A 19,210-nucleotide genomic window follows, 5' to 3' on the forward strand; every position below is an offset into this window, starting at 1 on the left:
GCTCTGCCCGGCGCGTGGTGGGGCCGGGAACGGGACTAGTTTTTGATCTCCAGAGACATTAGCATCCGCTGGACGTTGGCGAATTCAGTGCCTTCCGAGGCGTACCGGGCGGCCTGGTCCAGGGTGTCGAAGGCCTTGGCCGGAGCGACTTTTTCATCCGGGGCAAAGGCCCTGACGGAGACCACATCGCCAAAGGAGTAGTCCCCTTTCCCGGCCGGGCCACGGACGATGTTGCGGAGCTCGCACGCCTGCCCGCCGGAGCCGCCCACCACATTGGTAATCCCGTAGGAGCCGAAGTAGCGGTACCCGTGGACCACCCGGAAAACCACCCTGGGCGGTATGGTTCCTTCGCCGCCTGCCGCGGATACTTCCACCGGAACGCTGCTGATCACCGTATACGGCCGGCGCGAGGCATCTGCACATTCAGCGGACGACGGCGGCAATCCCGTCCGCAGGGCTGCCAGGAAAGTGCCGTCCGGCTTCTTCACCTCAACCTTCAGTGCGCCGGGCAGCGTCCCTTCCTCGGGCGTGACGGACTGCGCGATCCAGTCCTCCGGGAGGTCGAAGCTGACGGTCCTGCCGGGATCCGAGAAGGTCTTCCAGGCCGGGGCAGTAGCAACGGCCCGCGGATCCGTGGTCGCCGTGGCACTGGCGCCCGGACCGTTTGTTGGCGTTGCTGACGCCGGGGCATCAGCTGAAGCCGGTGCCGTGGTGCCTGCGCCGGTGGAGTCCGGCTGCGCTGTCCACCCCGGCGCCGCGGGCCCCGCTGTTGAACAGCCCGCAAGAAGTGCGCCAACCATCAGCAGCGCTCCGGACCGGACCGTCGTTGTTGCATTGCCTCTCATGCCGCCAGCCTAGCGGGGGCCGTGGCCGCCGGTGATGACCGGAAGGCGTTTCCCCTCCCGGAAGTGCACGCACCCGGGTTCGTGTCGCCGTCGGCGGTATACCGGTGCCCTGGGACTAGGCTGGGGGCTATGGAAGAGCATCGGGGAACAGCCGAAGAAGACCGGACGGACATCTCCGCCGTCGACATCGCTGACTGGCGGCTGCGGACCTTCGCCTTGTACCACAACGTCCGCAAAATTTCGCTGGAAAGCCCGGCCGAGGCGCACTCCTACTGGCGCCACCAGCGCGACCTGATGTTCGCCACCCACCCGGCATCTGCCCTGGACACGCGGGACAAAGCCCGCTTCTCCGGCTTGAAGACTGCCGACTACGATCCCATCTACCGTTTCCATGTGCCGCTGACAAAAGAGGGCGCAGGGCGCGAAATGAGCGTGGACACCGGCACCGACGGGGTGGTCCGGTTTGTCCGGCTGGGAACGTTCGACCTGCCGGAAATGGGGCAGCTCGCTGTGTGGAAACTGCAGGGGTACGGCGGCGGTATCTTCGTGCCGTTCCGTGACGCCACCGCCGGCCAGCCCGGCGGCAGCTATGGGGGCGGACGGTACCTGCTGGACACCATCAAGGGCGCGTTCCACGGCGTACAAGGCACCGGACCGGACGCCGGGTTTGTCCTGGACTTCAACTTTGCCTACAACCCGTCGTGCGCCTACAACGAGGCCTGGGCCTGCCCGCTGCCCGGAGCGTCCAACCGGCTGGCCGTCGAGATCCCGGTGGGCGAGCTCTACTGAGGTCACCGTGCCGGCGTCCGGGGCCTTCCGCCCGCCTGCAGCAGTCCCCCCAGCGAAGGGGCCCTAGCCGGCCAGTGCCCTCACCCTGCCAACGGCGCCAAGCACCGCCGCTGCCGCCGCTTCCAGGTCCGTTTCAGCCACCGCTGCATCGAAGCTGAAACGGACGGCCGTCTGGGCCACTTCCGGGGCGATGCGCATCGCGGTGAGCACCGGCGAGGGCGCGTCCGAACCCGCGGCGCAGGCTGACCCGCTGGAGCACACCACGCCCTGGCGTTCCAGCTCAAGGAGCACGGATTCACCGCTGGTGCCGGGGAAGCAGAAGGAAGCAACGGAAGGCAGCCGGTCAACGGGATGTCCCGTGAGGACTGCGCCTGGGACACCGCTGAGCACCGCGCTGATAAACGTGTCCCGCAGCGCCGCCACCCGCCGTCGTTCCTCCGCCTGGCGGGCCTGGGCCAGCGTGAGCGCGGTGGCGAGGCCCACGGCTCCTGCCACGTTTTCTGTTCCCGAGCGGCGGCCGCGTTCCTGCCCGCCGCCGTGGACCAGCGGCTCCACCTTGGTGCGGCCGCGGACGAACAGCACACCGCAGCCCTTGGGCGCCCCTACCTTGTGCCCCGAAAGGCTCATCGCATCCACGCCCAATGCTTTGGTGTCCAGCGGCAGCCAGCCAGCCGCCTGGACGGCATCAGTGTGGAACGGGATGCCGAATCCGCGAGCCAGGGCGGACAGTTCGGCAATGGGCTGCACCGTCCCCACCTCGTTGTTGGCATACATCACGCTGGCCGCCGCCGTTTCCGGCCGAAGCACGGCCCTGAACGCCTCCGGCGTTACCAGCCCTTCCCCGTCAACCGGAACCACGTCAACCGCGAAGCCGTGGAAGCGCTCCAGGTACCGGGCAGATTCCTCCACCGCGGGATGTTCGACGGCGCTGATCACCACCCGGTTGAGCTGCGGATTTGCCGCCTGCCGGGCCAGGGCAATCCCCTTGACGGCGAGGTTGTCCGCTTCCGTTCCTCCTGACGTGAATGTCACTTCACCGGCCCGGCAGCCAAGGACGGCCGCGACGGACGAGCGGGCACCGGCGAGCGCAGCGGCAGCAGCCTCGCCCAGGGTGTGATGGCTTGAGGGGTTGCCGAACTCACCCGTGAGGTATGGCCACATCGCCTCGAGCACCTCACGGCGGACGGGGGTGGTGGCGGCGGCATCAAGGAAGATCACGGGTCACCCGACAGTCAGTTCGACGTCCAGCCCGAGGTCAAGGGCGGCCACCGTGTGGGTGAGGGCGCCAACGGAGATGACGTTAACTCCCGTGGCCGCTATCGCCGCAACCGTCCCGAGGTTCACGTTTCCGCTCGCCTCCACCCGCGCACGCCCGGCTACCAGGGCCACGCCGGCCGCCAGCTCCTCCACCGTGAAGTTATCCAGCATGATGGTGTCCACACCGGCCGCCAGGACCGGCTCGATCTGGTCCATCCGGTCCACCTCCACCTCAAAGTGCGTGGTGTGCCCCAGCTGCGCTTTGGCTGCGGTGAGGAGCGCAGTAAGCCTGGCCGCATCCCCGCCCGTCATCACGGCGAGGTGGTTGTCCTTGGCCAGGACGGCGTCGGAGAGGCTGTACCGGTGGTTGGCGCCGCCACCGCAGCGCACGGCGAACCGCTCCAGGATCCGCAGCCCGGGCGTGGTCTTGCGGGTGTCGGTGATCCGCGCGGACGTACCTTCGGTCAGCCGGACGAATTCCGCGGTCCTCGTGGCGATGGCGGACATCCGCTGCACGAGGTTCAGGGCCACGCGTTCGGCGAGCAGGACCGACCTGGCCGGACCGCTGACCCTCGCGAGGTGCGTGCCGGCGTCGAACGTCTCTCCGTCGCCGAGCAGCAGTTCCACGTCGGTGTCGGGATCCACCAGCTGCATGGCGTCCCGGAACACCGTGGCGCCGCTGAGCACGCCGGGCACCCGCGCGTTCAGTACAGCCGTGGCCCGTGCATCAGCGGGTATCAGCAGCTGTGAGGTGATGTCCCCGGCAGGAGCGTCCTCTGCAAAGGCGCGCTCCAAAATTTCCCGCACCGGCGCGGTCGGCAGCGTCAGGTCAACGCGCCCGCTGCCGGCGGGGAGCGTTACGGACTTAGCTGTTATGGGCTTCTCTGTGGTGGACAACTCAGTCATGGACAAGGCTCGCTTTCGGACGCGTTCGGGTCGATTCAACAAGTTCATTGGCGATGCCGGCCGCATCAGCCGGACTGTCGCTCCGGTAATGGGCGCCGAGGGATTCCGCACGCCCCTGCGCCGCAGCCACCAGCAGTTGTGCGGCCAGCAGCAGGTTCCGGTCCTCGTGGTCCCGGACATCCCCGCCGGCGGACACAGCTTCAGGACGGACGACGGCGGCCCACCGGCCAAGGGCCTCCGCCGCCTCCCCGAGCAGCACCCCATTGCGAAGCACCCCGGCCTTGGCAGTCATCAACCGCCGAAGCGCCTCCCTCGAAAACGGCTCAGGTCGGGTGAAGGAGCGTTCGATGGGCTGAGGAACTGTTTCGGCCTCGGATGCCTCGGGCTCAGGCTTTGCCGCGAAGGATCCATGCGGCAGTTCCGGAGGTCCCGACAGCGCCGTTGTCGCGTGAGCGTCCGCACCGGCCGCCGAGCTTGCGAGGCGTTTGCCGGTGCGAGGCGGGAGCGCAGGCGCCGAGGGACCTGCGGGGCTGCCTTCCAGGAAGTGCTCGACAGCGCGGCGGCCGAAGACGAGTCCCTCAAGAAGGGAGTTGCTGGCCAGCCGGTTTGCGCCCTGGACCCCTGTGCAGGCCACTTCCCCGGCTGCATACAGCCCGGCAACCGTAGTCCTGGCGTGCAGGTCGGTGAGCACTCCGCCCATCCAGTAGTGGGCTGCGGGTGCAACGGGCACCAGCTCCCGGGTCCAGTCGATACCGGCGTCAAGCGTCCTTTGCGTGAGGGTGGGGAAGCGCCTGGCCAGGAATCCTTGCCCCTTGGCCGCTTCGATGGGGCGGGCGTCGAGGTAGACGTGGCCGTTGGGGTCCCCGAGTTTGGCCAGGTGCAGCGCGATGCTGCGCGACACCACGTCGCGCGGGGCCAGTTCCGCGTCCGGGTGATAGGCCCGCATGAACCGCTTCCCGTTGCCATCGATGAGGAGTGCCCCTTCGCCGCGGACAGCTTCGGAGATGAGCAGCGGATCCTGGTCCAGGCCGGGTGCCGCGGCCGGGTTCGCGGCACCGGTGCCGGAAACCAAGCAGGTGGGGTGGAACTGGAAGAACTCCAGGTCGGCTACTTCAGCTCCGGCGCGGACTGCGAGCGCAAGGCCGTCGGCGGTGGCCACTGCGGGGTTGGTGGTCCGGGCAAACAGCTGGCCCGCTCCTCCGGTTGCCAGCAGGACGGCGTCACCAGTCACGGTGGCCCTGTTCCCGTCCTGGAGGAACTCCACTCCGGTGACTTTCCCCACCTGCTGCAGCAAGGACGTTGCGTGGGCTGAGGTCCGGACCGCCAGGGTTCCCTCTGCTTGCCGCGCGAGCACTGACCGGATCAGGGCCCCTGCCACCTTCGCTCCGGTGGCGTCGCCCCCGGCGTGGAGGATGCGAGGAGCGGAATGCGCCGCTTCCAGCCCCAGCGCAGGGCCGCCGTCGGGACCGGAATCAAAGTGCACGCCAAAGCGTTGCAGCCCGGCGATATCACGGCGCGCCTCCGTGCACATCAGCCGCACGGCGGCTTCGTTGCAATGCCCCGCTCCGGCCTGCAGCGTGTCCGCGATGTGGGCAGCCACGGTGTCACCCGGAGCAGGACCGTCCAGCACGGCAGAAATCCCGCCCTGGGCGTACCAGGTGTTGCTTTCACTCAGCTCCCCTTTGCTCAGGAGCACCACATCGGCACCGGCATCCGTGGCCAGCAGGGCTGCGTACAGGCCGGCGATGCCACTGCCCACGACGATCAGCCGCGGGCGGACCGTAACGCTGGGGCCGCCGGGCACACCAGCGGGTCCGGGCGTACCGCCACCCTTGAAGGGAAACATAAAAGGCGGCCTTGTCATTACGGCCTGGCCGCGAGCATGCGCTCCAGCGCTGTCCGGGCGTGATCCTGCACTGAGTCCGCGACGGTGATCCGGTTGACCACGCGCCCGGCCACCAGTTCTTCCAGGACCCAGGCAAGGTAGCCGGGGTGGATGCGGTACATGGTGGAGCAGGGGCAGATGACGGGATCCAGGCAGAAGATCGTGTGCTGCGGGTACTCTGCCGCGAGGCGGTTCACCATGTTGATTTCGGTGCCGATGGCAAAGGTGGTGGGTTCCGTGGCAGCCGCGATCGCTTTCTTGATGAAGTCGGTGGACCCGGCGGAATCGGCTGCGTCCACCACCTCCATGGGGCATTCCGGGTGGACAATCACCTGGACGCCGGGAAAGTCGGCGCGGGCCTTTTCGATCTGGGCTACGTTGAACCGCTTGTGCACCGAGCAGAACCCGTGCCACAGGATGACCCGGGAATCCAGCAGTGCCTGTTCATCATTGCCGCCCAGGTCCTTGCGCGGGTTCCACATGGGCATCTGTTCCAGGGGCACACCCAGCGCCTTTGCGGTGTTGCGGCCAAGGTGCTGGTCCGGGAAAAACAGCACCCGCTGGGCCCGCTGGAACGCCCACTCAAGGACAGTTTTAGCGTTTGAGGAGGTGCAGACAATGCCGCCGTGCTCGCCGCAGAAGGCCTTCAGGGCTGCGGAGGAATTCATGTAGGTGACAGGAAGCACCGGAACCCGCCCGTCGGCGTCGGGCTCGGTGCCGTAAATCTCCTCGAGCTGCTCCCAGCACTCGGCCACGGAGTCTGTGTCCGCCATGTCCGCCATGGAGCAGCCGGCCGCCAGGTTGGGCAGGATGACGGCCTGGTCCGGCGCGGAAAGGATGTCAGCGGTTTCGGCCATGAAGTGGACGCCGCAGAACACGATGGCCTCGGCGTCCGGCCGGGTCAGCGCCGCGTTGGCCAGCTGGAAGGAGTCACCGACGAAATCGGCGTACTGGATCACTTCGTCGCGCTGGTAGAAGTGCCCCAGGATGACGGCTCTGTCCCCCAGCGCAGCCTTCGCGGCCAGGATCCTCTCGCCCAGTTCGGCGTCGCCGGCCAGCTTGTACTCTTCCGGCAGCTGCCCCTGGCGGGGGGTTGCCGGAGGTGCCACGTCCGCGCTGGAAGCGCCGGGGCCGTAGGCGGGGATGCCGGCGAGCGCCTCTGCGAGGTCGTAGTCCCACGGCCCCTTGGCCAGCGCGGGGCTGCAGGTGCTGCCCTTTGCGGTTGCGCCTGTTGCGGCCTGTTCGCGCGTGATCAGCTGGATTGCTGTGTTGACGCTGCTCATGGTGTGCTCCTGTTGTCTGGGTCAAGGCCGGGCCGGCCGGTGAAGCGGTAGAGGCGGGGAGGGCGGTGCTTGCCGCCCTGGAGGTACTCGCCGGTTTCCTCAATGTCCGGGGTGGATTTGAGCTGCCGGCGGAAGTTGGCGGGGTCCAGTTGCCTGTCCAGCACTGCCTCGTAGACCTCCCGGACCTGGGCGAGGGTGAAGTATTCCCCCAGCAGGTGGTAGGCCACCGAGCCGTAGGCGAGCTTGTTTCGCAGCCGCCAGAGCGCATAGTCCACGATCGCGTTGTGGTCGAAGGCCAGGTCCCCCAGCCGGTCCGCCCTGAACCACCGGACATTTTCCGATTCGTCCGCGAGCGCGGCTTCCGTTGGTTGGACCAGGGCCCAGTAGACGATCGAGACCACCCGCTGGGTGGGTGAGCGGTGCAGCCCGCCGAAGGCGTAGAGCTGCTCGAGGTAGCTGGGAGCGAGGCCGGTGGTCTCCCCCAGGTTCCGCGCTGCCGCGTCCTGAAGGGATTCGCTGTGGCTGAGCGGGCCTCCGGGCAGCGCCCACAGCCCCTTGTACGGCTCCCGGATCCGGCGGACCAGGGGCAGCCACAGCGTTGGCCGGCCGGAGCTTTCGCTGGGGCGCAGCGCAAAGATGACAGTGGAAATAGCCAGCGACGGCGGTGCCGCCTGGCGCTCCGAGACATTCGCCGAGCTCGAGTACATCCTCACCGCCTTCCGGCCTGCAGGACCTGCGACTGGGTCCGCGTTAGTTATGGTCATCTTGACCAAAACTAATACTACGGGCAGCAACCACCAAATGCCCAAAATATTTCTGCCCGCTGATCCCCGCGTCGTCCAGGGGCAGTCACGCACCGAATACCCGCTCAGGATCGGAGGCGGTAAATTCAAGAGGTCCCACGAGGAGCCACCATTTCCAACCCCAAGAAGGTTCAGTAGCAAAATGACGATGAAGTCCACGGAAGTGCGTCCCCAAGGCCACCTGGGCCACAGTATGAAACCGCGCCAACTCACCATGATGGGCCTGGGCAGTGCCATCGGCGCCGGGCTGTTCCTGGGATCCGGTGCCGGCGTTCAGGCTGCCGGCCCGGCCGTGCTCATCTCGTACCTGGTGGCCGGCACCCTGATCATCCTGGTGATGTGGGCGCTGGGCGAGATGGCTGCCGCCAACCCGACCAGCGGCGCCTTCTCCGTATATGCCGAGCGGGCGCTGGGAAAGACAGCAGGTGCCACCATCGGCTGGCTGTGGTGGCTGCAGCTGGTAGTGGTAATCGCCGCGGAGGCCCTGGGAGCTGCCGGGCTCCTCTTTACGGTCTGGCCGGTCCTTCCGGTGTGGGCGCTGGCCCTTATTTTTATGGTTGTTTTCACCGCCATCAACCTCACAGGGGTCAGGAACTTCGGCGAGTTCGAGTTCTGGTTTGCCATCCTCAAGGTCGCCGCGATTGTCCTGTTCCTGGTGGTGGGCGCCGCCCTGCTGCTGGGCCTGCTGCCGGATGTGGCGTCCCCCGGCCTGGCCAACCTGGCGTCGGACTTCGCCCCCGCCGGCCTTGGCGGGATCGCCTCCGCGCTCTTTGTGGTGATCTTCGCGTTCGGCGGCACGGAGATCGTGTCGGTGGCGGCGGCAGAGACGGAGGACCCGGAACACAGCGTGGGCAAGGCAATCAGGACTGTTGTGTGGCGCATCCTGGTCTTCTACATCGGCTCCGTTTTTGTGATCGCCGCGGTCCTTCCGGCAACCTCAGGGAGCCTGGCGTCACCCTTCGCCGGCGTTCTCGACGCGGCCCGCATCCCCGGCGCCGCAACGGCGATCACCCTGGTGGCCGTCGTCGCGCTTCTTTCGGCGTTGAACGCCAACCTCTACGGGGCGTCGCGCATGGTCTATTCCCTCGCCGAGAGGGCCGAAGCCCCGCGGTTCCTCACCCGGCTGAGCGGTGCCAGCGTACCCATGCTGGCCGTTGGGGTGTCAGTGGCATTCGGCTTTATCGCCACTGTCCTGGAACTGCTGTTCCCGGAACGGATCCTTCCAGCCCTGTTCCAGTTGGTGGGATCCACCTGCCTGGTGGTGTGGGGCAGCGCCTTGATCTCGCAGCTGATCCTGCGGCGCCGGGCGGACCGGGAGGGAACGCCGCTGCCCCTGCGGATGAAGGGTTTCCCCGTCCTGACCATAGTGGGGCTCGTCCTGCTGGGCCTGATCTTCGCAGTGGGCTTCAGTGCCGAGAGCAGCCGTATCCAGCTCTTCAGCACCATCGGACTGATTGCCGGGATAGCGGCGGCTTGCGCCGTGGCCGCCCGCTTCACCACAAAGACGCGCTTCACCAGAAAGACCCGGTCCAACTAGCTCCCGCCCGTGCCGTTCCGCCCGCCGGAAACGGCATGCAGCGCCACTGGTGTGCTGGTGGCGGCGGGCAGAATCCGGGGTGGAATTACCGGGAGATCCGGCAGGTAGAGTAGTCCCGAAACGAGGTTCCACGCGCCGGGTCCGCCCGGGCGCCGTAGTTGATGAGGACTGGCACCATGAGCGGCAGGCACACCGGCGAGCAGCATTCGCACACTGTAGAGGGAACGGATCCCCAGCTGTATGTGGGGGTGCACGATCCTGCCGTCGATGCCGGCCTCCGGCCCGTTCTGCTGCTGCACGGTTTCTCATCCTCCAGCAAGCTCAATTGGGAGGACACCGGCTGGGTGGCTGCGCTGCTCGACGCCGGCCGTCGCGTCATTACGGTGGACCTGCCCGGGCACGGCCGCAGCGGGGCGCCGGAGGACCGGGATTCCTACTCCCCCAGCAGGATCCGGGCGGACCTGCTCCAGGTAGCGTTCGACGCCGGCGTGCGCCCCTTGCAGGACAATGACCCTTCCAGCGGGCTTGACGTGGTGGGTTATTCACTTGGTTCCCGGCTCGCCTGGGAGTTCGGGGCCACCCAGCCCGAGATCGTGCACCGTTTGGTGCTAGGCGGTCCGAACGTCGCCGATCCGCTCGCGGCCTTCGATCTCGTTGCAGCGCAGGATTACCTCGCGGACGGGACCCCGATTGCCGACGAGTCGACCGCCCGGCTCCTGAAGATGGCCCTGCTGCTGCCCAGCAACAACATCTTTGCGCTGCTCTCCCTGGTTGAAGCCATCAAGGCCGAGCCCTACGACCCCGCGGAGGCGGTGCCCCACGTGCCACTGCTCCTGGTGGCCGGCGATAAGGATGAACGGGCCGCCAGCCTGCCGCAGCTCGCCGAGCTCGCCCGCAACGCCGGGGCGACGGCCGAAGAGGTGCTGCTGCCAGGCCGTAACCACACCAACGCGGTCACCAGCCGGGCCTTCAAGCAGGCTGCCATCACCTTCCTCGCCGTCTAGCTACTCCCAGTGCGCCTGCCGGCAGTCTCCTGCTGCGCCTCCCCCGGCGGTAGGCTGAAGTAAGGGCTGGAAAGAGCCGGGAGGGAACCATGCTGACGCGCTTTGAAGACCGCACAGAGGCCGGCGAGAGGCTGGCCGCGGTACTCGGACAGTTCCGTGAGCGGCCCGGCACCGTCGTCCTTGGCCTTGCCCGGGGCGGCATCCCCGTAGCGGCTTCTGCCGCCAAGGCCCTCTACCTCCCGCTGGGAACCGTCCTGGTGCGCAAACTCGGCATCCCGGGACACCAGGAAACGGCGTATGGAGCACTGGCGTGGGCGCGTGGCCGGACGGTCCGCCTGCTCAACAAGCCGCTGGTGGACCGGGTACTGGAGCACGGAGTGCGCCAGGAGCTGCTGGACGAGGTGGAGCACCGCGAACGCGCCGAGCTGCTGCGCCGGGTGGACCTATATCCCGGAACAGACCAGGACTTTTCCGGCAAAACAGTCCTGTTGATTGATGACGGACTGGCCACCGGCGCCACGATGCGCGCCGCCGTCGAAGCCGTCCGAGGGGGTGGAGCGGAAACCGTGGTAGCCGCCGCCCCGGTGGGGTCCATTGACGCGGCGTCATCCGTGGAGCGGGTATGCGACGCCGTGCTGTGCCTGCATCTTCCGGGCAAGTTCCGCGCCGTGGGCAGCTTCTACCGGCATTTCGAACAGCTCACGGACGATGACGCCATCAGCTTCCTGAAGCAGTAGCCATTCTGAAGCAAATGCATGGTGCATCACGACGGCGGGCCCGGACCATTCAGGTCCGGGCCCGCCGCAGTTATGGAAAGAGCCTACGTGGTCAGTGGTGGCTGACGCCCAGCGGCCGACCCTTGGTCTCCTTGGCCAGCAGCACGCCGATGGCCGAGATGACACAGAGCACCATGATGTAGATACCGATGGACCCGGCCCACTTGGTGGTCTGCAGCAGGAATTCGGCGATGGTCGCGGCGAAGGCTCCGCCGAGGATGGCGCCGAAGGCATACCCGATGGAGATACCGGAGTAGCGGACGTTGGCCGGGAACATCTCGGCGTACATGGCGGACATTGGCCCGTAGGACAGGCCGAGTCCGATGGTGAGGACAAACAGTGCCGACCCGTACAGCCAGATGTTCCTGGTGTCGATCAGGGCGAACATGGGAATCATCCAGGCGAAGATGATGGCGTAGCCGGTGAGGAACGTCTTGACCCGGCCGATACGGTCTGAAAGCCAGCCGCCGGCCAGGGTGAAGATCAGCCAGCCGAACGACGCCAGGGTGGTGGCCAGGAGGACCTGGGGCGTAGGCATCTGCAGGGTTCTCGTGGCATAGGCGATAAAGAAGGCGATCAGCAGGTAGCCGGCTGCGTTGTTGCCGATGAAGATCATGGTGGAGTAAAGGACCGGCTTCTTGTGGCTGCGGACGAGTTCACCCAGGGGTGCCTTGCTTTCCTGCTTCCGCGCAGCCATCTCCTGGAAGACGGGGCTTTCAGCGACAGCGCGGCGGATCAGGTAGCCCACCACGATGAGCACGATGGAGAGCAGGAACGGAACACGCCAGCCCCAGGCTCCAAAGTCCTCCTTGGACATGCTGGTGTTCAGGAAGAAAAGCAGGCCGGTGGCCAGGATCATGCCGATGGGCACGCCGATCTGGGGGTAGGCACCAAACAGGCCCCGCTTGTTCAGGGGCGCATGCTCCACGGCCATCAACGCTGCGCCGCCCCACTCGCCTCCTGCCGAGAAGCCCTGGATGATGCGCAGCGTGATCAGGAGGATGGGCGCCCAGGCACCAATCTGCGCGTAGGTGGGCAGCAGGCCAATCAGGGCGGTGGCGGCGCCCATCATCACCAGGGTGAAGACGAGCATTGCCTTGCGGCCCAAGCGGTCGCCGAGGTGGCCGGCCACCACTGCGCCCAACGGGCGGAACAGGAAGCTGATGCCAATCAGGGCAAAGGACAGGATTTGGGCAAGGCCCGGGTTGGACTCATTCAGCGGTGCCAGGAACAGGGGTGACAGCAGCGTTGCAGTCAGCTGGGCAAAGATGAAGAAGTCGTACCACTCGATGGTGGTTCCGACCAGGGTGCCGGCGAGGACTTTGCGCTCTTCCCGCCGGGTGCTCGGACCGGCAAGCGTGTCCACCTTCGAAGGTGTGGTCATTGAAACTCCATTGTTTATTCGGCAGCAGGCTGCCGGGCGCCTTCAGGATTACCGACAGAACGGTCAGTTAGTTGAAAGAGTACTACGAAAGTGTGAGGCAGGACACGGGTTGGCCAATATTGCGGCGATCGCTTGTGGACCAGCGCGGCCAACCGTGGGACATGGACGGCCAGGCGGGAGAGTTCTATATTTGAACCTCCGGTTCCGATTGCGGACAGCACGGAAAGGCGGGTCGCAGCACCAGAACCGGGTGACCGCCGCAGGAGCAACCTAGGATGGACAGCATGACTCGCACCGCCGCAGCCCCTGCCGGAGCAGCGCCGGCGCAGGCTTCGCCCTCCCAGACGCTTTCCCGCGGCATCCGCGCCCTGGAGATCCTCGCGGCTGCGGCGGGGCCGATGACCATCGCCGAGCTCGCCGACGCAATGGGCGTCCACCGCTCCGTGGCGTACCGCATCCTGCGCACCCTCGAGGACCACTCGCTGCTGGTGCGTGACGACGCCGGACGGGTGCAGCCCGGACCCGGACTCGCCGTCCTGGCACGGAGCGTTTCCCGGAACCTCCAGAGTGCAGCGCTTCCCGAACTGACGCACCTGGCCAACACGCTGGACATGACGGCGTTTGTTGCGTTGTGGGACCATCACGACTGCATCACCCTGGTCACTGTGGAGCCGCGTCATTCAGGCGCCACAGTGGCGCAGCATCCCGGGACCAGACACCCCATCAACGCGGGCGCGCCGGGCATCGCCATCCAGTCCGCTCTGACAGAAGCTGAGTGGGACCGGTTGGAGACCGGCGTCCCGTACCGGCCCGAAGCCGACGAAGCGCGGCGCATCGGGTACTCCGCCAGCCACGACGAGGTCATCGCCGGGGTTTCCTCACTTGCCGCGCCCGTCCGGGTGCCGGGCGGGCGCCCGGCAGCACTCGCCGTCGTCTATATCCGCTCCGCCCATGAACCCTCAGCGGTGGGGGCGGCCCTGGCGGAGAGCGCGGCGAGAATCGAACGCCAGCTGGCCTGAGCCTGCCGTCAGCCTGCGTTCCGGCGGCGGAGCACGACGACGGCCGCGGCACCAAGGATGGCCAGCGCGGAGGCGGCGCAGGCAGGGACGAGGAACGCCGCCGCGTAGCCGTGGTCCTGCGCCAGCCGGCCGCCCAGTGCTGAGCCAAGCGCGGTGCCGGCCACAATGCCGCTGGCGAGGGCGGTCATGACCGTCCCGAGCCGCCCCTGCGGTGCCACCACCCCGCCGACGGCGAAGACGGTAACCATGACCGGGCCTACCGGGACACCCAGGATCAGCAGCACGGCCACCATCGCACCCACTGATGAAGGAACCAGCAGGAGGACGGCCAGTCCTGCCATCAGCGCAGCAGAGGCCAACCAGCGCCAGGAAAGGCTGAAACGCTGCGGCCAGTAGGCAACCGAGAGGGCGGCAGCGGCGGAGCTGAGCCCCATCACTGCATACAGCAGTCCGGCGAGTTCCGAGGTGGCGTAGCTGGCGGAGAAAGAGCTCAACGCCGCCTGCGTTGAGCCGAAGAACGTGCCCATGCACACCATGGCAACCACCGGCAGGACGACGGCGGCCGGCATCCTGCACTCCTTGCGGCCCGCCGCCCGAGGTGCGCGGCGTGCCGCCGGCACTGCCCTGTGGGTGCGGTGGGTGGCGAAAGCCGGCACCAGCGTGACGGTCATGGCGGCCGCCAACGCGAGCGGAAGCCAGGGTGCCAGGAGGCTGGCGAGGATTCCCACGAGCGCGGGTCCCAGCACAAACGTCACTTCATCGGCTGTGCTTTCGTACGACAATGCCGTGTCAAGGTCCCGCCGGTTGTCCGAGTCAGTGCCTTGCGACGTCAGCGCCATCCACCGGACCCGGGCCAACGGACCAACCTGCGGGCAGCTGGCTCCTGCCAGGAAGGCAGCGGCCAGCACGGCGCCCGGAAATCCCGCAGGCGATCCCATCGAAGAAGCTGCAAGGATCAAAGCCACCACGGCCACGGTATTGAGGGCTGCAGCGAGCAGCAGGACAGGACGTTGGCCGCGCCTGTCCGCGAGGGACCCCAGGACCGGAGCTCCCAGGGCGGAGCCGATGCCCACCGCACCCGCGGCGGTCCCACCCAGCGCGTAGGAACCGCTGTTGGACGTGACGAGGGTCAGAGTGCCAACCGTGAGCATGGCCAAGGGCAGCCGGGCAAAAAGACCTAAGGGAAGGAAGCCGCGGCCGGCAAGATGCGGAAGCCTGGCGAACCGGCCGCCGGAGGCAGGCTGCGGTTTGGCAGGAGCATGCGGGGCGGGAGGGGCGGGCTGCCCCGGTGTGGAGGTCTGGCCAGGTGAAAGGGAAGTGGAGGAGTTCAATTGCGGGCTCGTTCAGTCATGCGCATCGTCCCTCCTCCCGATGCGCCGAACCCGGTAACTTTCCAAGTATATCCGGCCTTCCTTGCTCCCTCAGACGGGGACCTCCAAGGCTTCGGCTATCCGCAGCGTGGACCCGTTCCTGGTCTTCAGTACCTGCAGCTGCATGCCGATCCGTTGCTTCATCTCCCCTACATGGCTGACAAGTCCCACTACCCTGCCGCCGTCGCGCAGGCCTTCGAGGGCATCCATCACCTGTTCCAGGGACTGCTCGTCAAGGCTGCCAAAGCCTTCGTCGACAAAAAGCGTCTCGATTTCGACCCCGCCCGACTCCTGCTGCACAACGTCTGCCAGTCCGAGTGCCAGGGAGAGCGACGCCATAAAGGATTCACCCCCGGACAAGGTGGACGTGTCCCGGCGGTGCCCGGTCCACTGATCCACCACTTCAAGGCCCAGCCCTGACTTTGCACCGCGCGCCGCCTTCGCATCCGTGTGCTGCAGGAGGTACCGACCATCACTCATGGCCACCAGGCGTTCAGACGCGGCCAAGGCCACCTGCTCCAGCCGGGCTGCCAGTACATAGCTGTTCAGGCTCATCCGGTACGTGTTGTCTCCCCTGCCGGCGGCCGCGTCCGCCAGGCCGGAAAGCATGCGGGCACGCTCCGCAGGCCCGCGGGCGGACCCGGCCAGTTCCTCGTAGCCCGCACGAATGGAGGTCAATGACTCGAGGCAGCGCTCGGCCAGGCCTGCTGCCAAGGCCGCATCACGTGCTTCCTTCGCGGCAGCTGCAGCCGCGGCCTGCAGGTCGGCGAGCTGGTGCTCATCCGGTACAAGTCGGGCAGCCGCCTCCTCCAGGGCAAGCACAATATCCTCTGATGCGAACAGCTCCGCCACCCTTGCGGCTTCGTCCTGGACAGACCGCATGTCGGCTTCCAGGGCAGCTGCTGCACCGGCGTCCAGCAAGTTTTTGCGGGCCTCCTCAGCGGTGGCGAAGCCGGATTCCGGCAACGCCTGCTCCAGCTGCTCCAGCGCCTCCGCAACCTGGGCTTTGGCAGAGCGCAGTTCGGCCTGGGCGTCAACGGCTTTGCCCAACATCGCCGCAGCGTTTTCCAGGGCACGCAACCGGCGGTCCAAACTGCGGTGGCCTGCCCTCAGCCCTGCCAACGCGTGATCCAGGGAGGACGACTGTTCAGCCACGTCCGCAAGGGAGGAACCGACCTGGACCAGCTCGGCCTCGGTGGCGGCGCGGGAAGCCTGTGCTGCTGCAACGTCGGCTTCAAGGGCTTCAAGCCGCGACCGTACCGCCGCGAGCTCCTTGACTGCCTGTTCAGCATCGGCTGCGGCGCGACGCGCTTCCCGGGCCGCCCCGGCGGCTTCCTCCTTGGCTGTTTCCCCGCCTTGGCCGGCGAGGACGGCTACCACTTGGTTTGCCTCGGCCAGCTTCTGTCCTGCCGCTGCAAACTCGGCTTCGGCAGCTTCATGGAGCTGGTGGGCTGCTTCCTCCTCCTGCGCGAGTCCCGGGCCGCCCCCATCAGCCGCCGCCGGCAAGGGGTGGTCGGGGCTTCCGCACACCGGGCACTGTTCTCCCTCGACCAGCTTGGCAGCGAGCTCGGCAGCGGCATTGGCCAGCCGCTGCTCCCTGATATCAAGCCAGCGCCGTTTGGTCTCCAGCCGGTTCTCCCGGGAGGCGTCGTGTTCCAGCTTGGCCGCGTCGCGGACTGCCGAGGCCGCAGCATAGCGCCGCACCACGTCCAGTAATTCCTCCGCCGCCGTTGCTTCCTTCGCGCGCAGGGCCGCCCCGCCGGCACGCTCCTCCAATGGCACCAGGGTGTCGGAGAGGGCCGAGCGCTCGTTGAGGAAGCCCTCCACACGTTGCGCCAGTTCGGCGCTGGTTTCGGTAAGGTCCTGCTGTTTGGTCACCAGCTGCTGGTGTTTCGACCGGAGCGCCTTATAGCGGTCTTCGTCCGGAAGCCTTGCTTCGACCACCGCCAGCAAGGACCGGATCCGGTTCAATTCGTCCGCTGCACCAGGAACCTCCGCCGGTCCGGACAGATCCAGTGCGTCGGTTGCCGCAGAGCCGAGATCCAGTTGGGCGAGTTCAGGGTTTTCATCGGAAGCCAGGCGAAGCAACGTAAAAGCAGACTCCATGGCGCCGGCTACACGCCGGACTTTGACCGCTCCCGCATCCACGGTGCGCAGTTGTCCGGCGAGTACCTCGGCCTGCCGGTGCCGGCCAAGCCGGAGTTTCAGGCTCTCCAGCCGCGGCGCGGCGTCCTGCACGGCTGCCTGCCGTGCCGTCGCTTCCGCCAGCCTGCGATGCCGGTCCCTGCGTGCGGTCTCGACGGCGATGCTCCGGGCACGTTCCTGACTTGCCGATTCCGCGGTTCCCGCCTGGTCAGCCAGTTCGCGCAACCGTTGCGCGGCGGCATCCTTCAGCCAGTCAAGCCTTGCGGCAGGGTTGTCCGGGGCCTGGCCATCGGCCTCTTCAAGCTGCAGGCTTGCCGCTTCCGACTCTGCCCGGGCCACCAGCAGCTCAAGCTGGCCGGCAAGGACGGACACTTCCTCCTTGGCTGCCTGTGCCTGCCGGGACAGCTCCTGTTCAACTTCTTCGAACCGCTCCGTGCCAAAAAGCTTCTGCAAAAGCTCGAGCCGGTCAGTGGCCTTAGACCGCAGGAAAGCTGCAAAATCACCCTGCGGCAGCATCACCACCCGGGTGAATTGCTCACGGTCCATTCCCAGCAGGGCGAGTATTTCCGCGCCTGCTTCGTCACTGCGCGCCGATTTCTCGGTCCATGCCCCGTCCACGCGTTCGCGCAGGAGGGTTTTGGCCTGCTGGGTGGTGAACCCGTTCCTGCCCCTGGCGCTGGGTTTTTCCCAGGCAGGCGAACGCGTTACCTCGAAGCGGCGGCCCTGGGCGGAAAACTCGCAGCTCACGGCGGGTTCGTGGCCCGGCTCGGCGTGGTCGCTGCGCAGGCGTTTGCCGTCCTGGCGCGCTCCCGGAACTGAGCCGTACAAGGCGAAGCAGATGGCGTCCAGCACACTCGTTTTTCCCGCACCGGTGGGGCCGTTGAGCAGGAAAAGGCCGTGTGCGCTGAGCCTGTCGAAATCGACCTCCTCGGTGCCGGCAAAGGGACCGAACCCGGAGATGCGGAGGCGGTGGATCCTCATCGTGAGACCTCCTGGAGGCGGACATTCTCCAGGGCACCGGCGAGCGCAGCCTTCTCGGCGTCGTCCGGAAACCGGCCGCGAACGTGCTCAAGGAAGCCGCAGCATACGGCGAGGTCGTCGGGGGCTTCAGCGAGCCTGCTGCTGTACGTTGAGGCAGCGGCGCCAAGTCCGCCCTCAGGGTCAAACCCCAGCACCAGGGTGTCAGGGAAACGTGAGCGAAGACGTTCCATTGCCCGGGCCGGACGCTGGGCGTCGGTCAGGGTCACCTGGCAGTAGGCGGTTTCAGCCCAGGAGTACTCAGCCGATTCGAGCAGTTCGGCCAAGGGACCACGCAGCACGGCCAGGGTTCGCGGGGCATCCCACAGGATTTCCTGGACACCAGTCACGCCGTCGGCTTCGATGTCTATGAGCCATGCCCCCTTCCGGTGGGAAGCTTCGGAGAAGGAGTAGGCGAGCGGGGATCCGGAGTACTTGACCTGGGGCGACAGGGACTGCCGCCCGTGCAGGTGGCCCAGTGCCGTGTAACTGAACCCGTCAAAGAGATCCAGGGGGACGGCGCCCACCCCGCCGATGCTGAGGTCGCGTTCGCTGTCCGAGCTGATGCCGCCGCTGGCAAAGGTATGGGCGAGCACCACGGAGTGGACTGTTTGGGAGGCTGAGCGGCGTTCGATGTCCTGGCGGATGCGTTCCGTTGCCGCGCGGGTTACCTCGAAGTGGCTGGCGGCCTGGACGCCCAGCTGTTCTGCCACCAGCCGTGGTTCGAGCCAGGGTATGCCGTAAATGGCCACTACCGCTTCACCCGCAGAGGTTCCCCCGGCAGACCCGGCGCCCGCAGGAAGCAGCAGGGGCTGGTCCAGGCTCTCCAGCCTGGTCCGGAGGTGCACTCCGCCGCGCTCCAGCAAACGCGAGGCAAACCCCAGGCGGATGGCGGAGTCATGGTTGCCGCTGGTGAGCACCACCTGGGCTCCCGCCGACGTCAGCCGGACCAAGGCGTCGTCAAGCAGGTGGACCACATCCACCCCGGGCAGGGCGCGGTCGTAAACGTCCCCGGCGATCAGCACAACGTCCACTGCATACCGGGTGACGGCGTCCACCAGCTGGTCCACAAAGGACCGCTGCGCATCCAGCATCCCTACGCCGTGGAAGGACCGGCCCAAATGCCAGTCCGATGTGTGAAGTAACCTCATGTTTCTAAGCTATCGGCTGCCACTGACACTTCCGGACAC

Annotated in this window: 15 protein-coding genes; 5 read left to right on the forward strand and 10 right to left on the reverse strand. The window is 67.0% G+C overall.

Annotation, left to right across the window (positions count from 1 at the left end):
- Positions 1 to 35: 35 nt before the first annotated feature.
- Entirely contained in the window at positions 36 to 845 is an 810-nt protein-coding gene (locus M1D93_RS11770) for a hypothetical protein (RefSeq protein ID WP_461171723.1), read from the reverse strand.
- Positions 846 to 974: 129 nt separating this feature from the next.
- Between M1D93_RS11770 and M1D93_RS11775 the strand changes: the two genes are divergently transcribed.
- The gene (locus M1D93_RS11775) at positions 975 to 1,634 is read left to right on the forward strand and encodes a DUF1684 domain-containing protein (protein ID WP_461171724.1); all 660 of its coding nucleotides are present in this window, start codon (positions 975 to 977) and stop codon (positions 1,632 to 1,634) included.
- 63 nt (positions 1,635 to 1,697) lie between these two features.
- On the opposite strand, the gene M1D93_RS11780 is transcribed toward M1D93_RS11775, so the two are convergent.
- The 5 genes from M1D93_RS11780 to M1D93_RS11800 are packed head-to-tail and all read right to left on the reverse strand — an operon-like array spanning position 1,698 to position 7,672.
- Positions 1,698 to 2,852, reverse strand: a complete 1,155-nt coding sequence (locus M1D93_RS11780; protein ID WP_461171725.1) for a cysteine desulfurase family protein — start codon at positions 2,850 to 2,852, stop codon at positions 1,698 to 1,700.
- A gap of 3 nt (positions 2,853 to 2,855) precedes the next feature.
- A complete protein-coding gene (gene nadC / locus M1D93_RS11785) occupies positions 2,856 to 3,797 on the reverse strand; it encodes a carboxylating nicotinate-nucleotide diphosphorylase (protein ID WP_461171726.1) in 942 nt (313 codons plus the stop codon).
- The gene (gene nadB / locus M1D93_RS11790; RefSeq protein WP_461171727.1) at positions 3,790 to 5,643 is read right to left on the reverse strand and encodes an L-aspartate oxidase; all 1,854 of its coding nucleotides are present in this window, start codon (positions 5,641 to 5,643) and stop codon (positions 3,790 to 3,792) included. The genes nadC and nadB overlap by 8 nt, the downstream gene beginning before the upstream one ends.
- A gap of 17 nt (positions 5,644 to 5,660) precedes the next feature.
- Positions 5,661 to 6,965, reverse strand: a complete 1,305-nt coding sequence (gene nadA, locus M1D93_RS11795) for a quinolinate synthase NadA (protein ID WP_461171728.1) — start codon at positions 6,963 to 6,965, stop codon at positions 5,661 to 5,663.
- Complete coding sequence (locus M1D93_RS11800; RefSeq protein WP_461171729.1) at positions 6,962 to 7,672, reverse strand: NUDIX hydrolase; 711 nt, start codon at positions 7,670 to 7,672, stop codon at positions 6,962 to 6,964. The genes nadA and M1D93_RS11800 overlap by 4 nt, the downstream gene beginning before the upstream one ends.
- Positions 7,673 to 7,910: 238 nt before the next feature.
- On the opposite strand from M1D93_RS11800, the gene M1D93_RS11805 reads away from it, so the two are divergent.
- From M1D93_RS11805 to M1D93_RS11815, 3 genes are all read left to right on the forward strand, one after another.
- A complete protein-coding gene (locus M1D93_RS11805) occupies positions 7,911 to 9,305 on the forward strand; it encodes an amino acid permease (protein ID WP_461171730.1) in 1,395 nt (464 codons plus the stop codon).
- A 176-nt stretch (positions 9,306 to 9,481) separates the two neighbouring features.
- Positions 9,482 to 10,309: an alpha/beta fold hydrolase gene (locus tag M1D93_RS11810; RefSeq protein WP_461171731.1), complete on the forward strand. Its 828-nt coding sequence runs from the start codon at positions 9,482 to 9,484 to the stop codon at positions 10,307 to 10,309.
- Between the two features lie 89 nt (positions 10,310 to 10,398).
- The gene (locus M1D93_RS11815) at positions 10,399 to 11,046 is read left to right on the forward strand and encodes a phosphoribosyltransferase (protein WP_461171732.1); all 648 of its coding nucleotides are present in this window, start codon (positions 10,399 to 10,401) and stop codon (positions 11,044 to 11,046) included.
- Between the two features lie 91 nt (positions 11,047 to 11,137).
- On the opposite strand, the gene M1D93_RS11820 is transcribed toward M1D93_RS11815, so the two are convergent.
- Positions 11,138 to 12,469: an MFS transporter gene (locus M1D93_RS11820; protein ID WP_461171733.1), complete on the reverse strand. Its 1,332-nt coding sequence runs from the start codon at positions 12,467 to 12,469 to the stop codon at positions 11,138 to 11,140.
- Positions 12,470 to 12,753: 284 nt separating this feature from the next.
- On the opposite strand from M1D93_RS11820, the gene M1D93_RS11825 reads away from it, so the two are divergent.
- Positions 12,754 to 13,488 carry an IclR family transcriptional regulator gene (locus M1D93_RS11825; RefSeq protein ID WP_461171734.1) on the forward strand — a complete coding sequence of 245 codons (735 nt, stop codon included), beginning with the start codon at positions 12,754 to 12,756 and terminating at the stop codon, positions 13,486 to 13,488.
- An 8-nt stretch (positions 13,489 to 13,496) separates the two neighbouring features.
- On the opposite strand, the gene M1D93_RS11830 is transcribed toward M1D93_RS11825, so the two are convergent.
- From M1D93_RS11830 to M1D93_RS11840, 3 genes are all read right to left on the reverse strand, one after another.
- The gene (locus M1D93_RS11830; protein ID WP_461171735.1) at positions 13,497 to 14,819 is read right to left on the reverse strand and encodes an MFS transporter; all 1,323 of its coding nucleotides are present in this window, start codon (positions 14,817 to 14,819) and stop codon (positions 13,497 to 13,499) included.
- Positions 14,820 to 14,909: 90 nt separating this feature from the next.
- Complete coding sequence (locus M1D93_RS11835) at positions 14,910 to 17,984, reverse strand: AAA family ATPase (protein ID WP_461171736.1); 3,075 nt, start codon at positions 17,982 to 17,984, stop codon at positions 14,910 to 14,912.
- Positions 17,981 to 19,171, reverse strand: a complete 1,191-nt coding sequence (locus M1D93_RS11840) for an exonuclease SbcCD subunit D (RefSeq protein ID WP_461171737.1) — start codon at positions 19,169 to 19,171, stop codon at positions 17,981 to 17,983. The genes M1D93_RS11835 and M1D93_RS11840 overlap by 4 nt, the downstream gene beginning before the upstream one ends.
- Between the last annotated feature and the right edge of the window lie 39 nt (positions 19,172 to 19,210).

The sequence above is a fragment of the Arthrobacter sp. Z1-9 genome (assembly GCF_054792695.1).